General features: G+C 71.4%; 4 protein-coding genes. 2 read left to right on the forward strand and 2 right to left on the reverse strand.

From position 1 onward, the window contains the following. A partial coding sequence (locus AC1DXV_RS33175) for a DMT family transporter (RefSeq protein WP_477937780.1) occupies positions 1-727 on the forward strand: 727 nt, incomplete at its 5' end. Here the strand turns inward: AC1DXV_RS33175 and AC1DXV_RS33180 are convergent. Continuing rightward, entirely contained in the window at positions 724-1,362 is a 639-nt protein-coding gene (locus AC1DXV_RS33180) for a L,D-transpeptidase (RefSeq protein WP_477873792.1), read from the reverse strand. The two genes, AC1DXV_RS33175 and AC1DXV_RS33180, sit on opposite strands and share 4 nt — an antisense overlap. A gap of 164 nt (positions 1,363-1,526) precedes the next feature. Between AC1DXV_RS33180 and AC1DXV_RS33185 the strand changes: the two genes are divergently transcribed. Further along, entirely contained in the window at positions 1,527-2,282 is a 756-nt protein-coding gene (locus AC1DXV_RS33185; RefSeq protein ID WP_477937782.1) for a hypothetical protein, read from the forward strand. A 70-nt stretch (positions 2,283-2,352) separates the two neighbouring features. Here AC1DXV_RS33185 and AC1DXV_RS33190 read toward each other — a convergent pair whose 3' ends face one another. Continuing rightward, a complete protein-coding gene (locus tag AC1DXV_RS33190; protein ID WP_477937784.1) occupies positions 2,353-2,676 on the reverse strand; it encodes a hypothetical protein in 324 nt (107 codons plus the stop codon). Between the last annotated feature and the right edge of the window lie 385 nt (positions 2,677-3,061).

The raw sequence follows: 3,061 nt of genomic DNA on the forward strand, positions 1-3,061 counted from the left end.
GCTCGCCTGGGCGGCGGCCGCCGGCCGGCTGCGCGAGCTGCGGCTCGCACCGCGGGCGCTGGCGGCGGCGCTCGCCTGCGGGGTGCTGATGGTGGCGAACTGGGCGCTGTTCTTCGCGGCGATCGAGCGCACGTCGATCGGCGTCGCGACCGTGGTGTTCCACGTGCAGCCGCTGTGGGTGATGGGCTTCGGCGCCTGGTGGCTGCACGAGCGCATCGGCGCGCGCCGGTGGCTTGCGGCCGGGCTCGCGTTGCTCGGCCTGGCGCTGGCGACGGGCCTGGCCGAGCAGCCGCCGGGCGAACTGGCATCCACGCGCTACCTCGCGGGCCTTGCGATGTGCCTGGGCGGCTCGCTCAGCTACGCGGCGGTCACGCTGATCGCGAAGCGGGTGCAGGGTGCGTCGTCGCTGGCGCTCGCGGCGTGGCAGTGCGCGGTCGGCGTCGTGCTCACCGCCTGGTGGCCGCTGATGCAGGGCTGGCCCGCGCAGCCGGCCGCCTGGGGCTGGCTGGCCGGGCTCGGCGTGATCCACACCGGCCTGGCTTACGTGCTGCTGTATGCCGGCATGGCGCGCCTGCCGACCGGCCGCATCGCGTTGCTGCAGTTCGTCTACCCGTTCGCCGCGGTGTGCGTGGACTGGCTGGTGTACGGCCGAAGCCTGAGCGTGCTGCAGTCGGCCGGGATGCTGCTGATGGGCGCGGCGCTGTGGAGCGCGCGCGCAAAGACCTAGAGGCCCTGCGCCGCCTCGAAGAACCCGCGCACCGGCTGGTCTTCCGGCAGCACGTAGACGACCGCACGCGCCTGCCCGAGCACCGGTGCGACGACCCGCTCGTAGAACGCCACCGGCACGACCACGCAGCCGAGCGAGATGCGGTTGTCGGCCGGCGAGGTTGACGCGAGCCGTTGCGCGCGCCGCTCGGCGGGCGCCGCGGGGCGCAGCCGGTGGATCGCGAGCGAGGCGGCGTAGTCGAGCCAGACGATGTCCTCGCCGTGCAGGTTGCGGCCCGGCTGCGATTCGAAGCGGCCGGCCGGCGTGGTGCGCTCGAACGGGCGCAGGCTGGACGGCGCACGGTGCGCGATGTCGCCGATCGCGGCGTCGCCGGGGGCCAGCCCCAGCAGGGCCGGGCTGCTGCCGATCAGCCGGCCGTCGGCCGCGTGGATGCGCAACTGCGCCGCCTTCTTGTCGACCACCGCGAACGGCTTGCCCTGGTTGTCGTGGTGGTCGAGGATCCAGCGCGTTGCGAGCCGCGCCTCGGGCGAGGCATCGGAGGTGTCGGATGTCGAAGCTGCCGCACAGGCCCACGTACCCCATGCCCACAGACCGGCAAGAATTGCCGATCGCACTGCTTTACCTGCAAATCGCATGGGCGGGTCCTGGCTCGCTCGCGTGAAGATGGTGAATCGTAGGGAGACCGGTCTCGGGACGTGCGTCGAAAAGCGCGACAAAGTGGACGCAGTTCGATGCGCCATCAGGCCTGCAGACGACGCTGCTGGCTATCCCACGGGCACGGGGATTGCCACGCATCGGCATGAAGCCATCACCGGTGCTGGAGTGGGTGAACGCGGGCCTGTTGGGCGCGGCGACGATCGTGCTGAGCCTGATCGCGCAACCGCCGTCGCCGGTTCATCCGGAGCGGCTCGCGCACAACGCGCGGCACGCGGCGCCGGTTTWCGCGAAGCGGTCGCTGGATTTCGGTGCCGAGGCGGCTTCAGCCGATGTGCGGCGCCTCGGCGACTGGATCGCGAGTCGCGCCGACAACCGAGGCTTGCCGTTCGTGCTGATCGACAAGCCGCGCGCCCACGTGTTCGCGTTCGATGCGGCCGGCCGCCTGCTCGGTTCGGCACCGGCGCTGCTGGGGGCGGCGCGTGGCGACGATTCGGTGCCGGGCATCGGCGAGCGGCCCATCGCCGACATCAAGCCGTCCGAGCGCATCACGCCGGCTGGCCGCTTCGTCGGCCGGCCCGGCCACAACGCCAATGGCGAGGACATCGTCTGGGTCGACTACGACGCCGCGGTGTCGATGCACCGCGTGCGCACCACCAACCCGCGCGAGCGTCGCGCGCAGCGCCTCGCGTCACCGGGCGTCGACGACAACCGCATCAGCTACGGTTGCATCAACCTGCCGCCGGCCTTCTACGACGGCGTGATCAGCCCGATGTTCAGCCGCGGCCGCGCGATGGTGTACCTGGTGCCCGACCGCCGCACGCTGGCCGAGGTGTTCGGCATGCCCGATCCGCGCCCCGCATCGCAAACCACCCAGCTGGCGCAGGCCGCCGTCCACTGACCCCCTCTTGAATGAAACGAGGGCCCGGCAGAGCGAATCTGCCGGGCCCTCGAAGCCGACGTGGCGACGATCAGTTGCGATCGGCGCGCGGTGCCAGCGGATCGCTCGCGATCGTGCTGGACGAATCGCTGTTGTCCAGCGTCGTCGGCGGGTTGGCATTGTTCGAGTTGTTCGGGCTGACCTGTGTGTCCTGGGCGGTCGGCTGCGCCGTCATGTTCTGGTTGGTCGGCGTCGTGCTTTCCGTCGTCGTCGGCCCGTTCGGCTGGTTCTGGTCGGCACTCGCCGAGCCCGGAGCGGCCGTGGTGCCCGATGTCGTCGACTGGGCCGAGGACAGCGATACGACGGCTGCCAGGGCGGYTGCGGACACGAGGGTCAGGGTGGAGAGCTTTGTCATGGTGTGACTCCTTTGCAGGTGTTGGAAGAGGTGGCGCGCCGGCCCCGCCGGTCGCATCCCGCTCTTTTGGCCCGGAGACCCAAAGGTGCGGTACCGAAGGGTGGCAATCGGTGTGCCTTGCCGTGCGGGTGCGTGTCTGTCGGACAGATCGGGCACGCCGACTGCCGTGTCATCGCTAACATGCCTGGATGGTCGGGACGACGCGGGGCGAGCAGTTCAACCGAAAGGAAGCGATGGCGTGGCGCGTGAGCTCGTGTGCGGCAAGCTGGATCTGGGCGATGGGAGCGGCGCTCGTGCCTGGGTGCTGTGCGGCGCAGGCCGCCGAGCCTGCGGCCGCCGAGCCGCCGGCCGCCGCGGCCTCCGAACCGGCGGCAGACGACGGCCC

Source organism: Rhizobacter sp. P3_C12, from assembly GCF_056402735.1.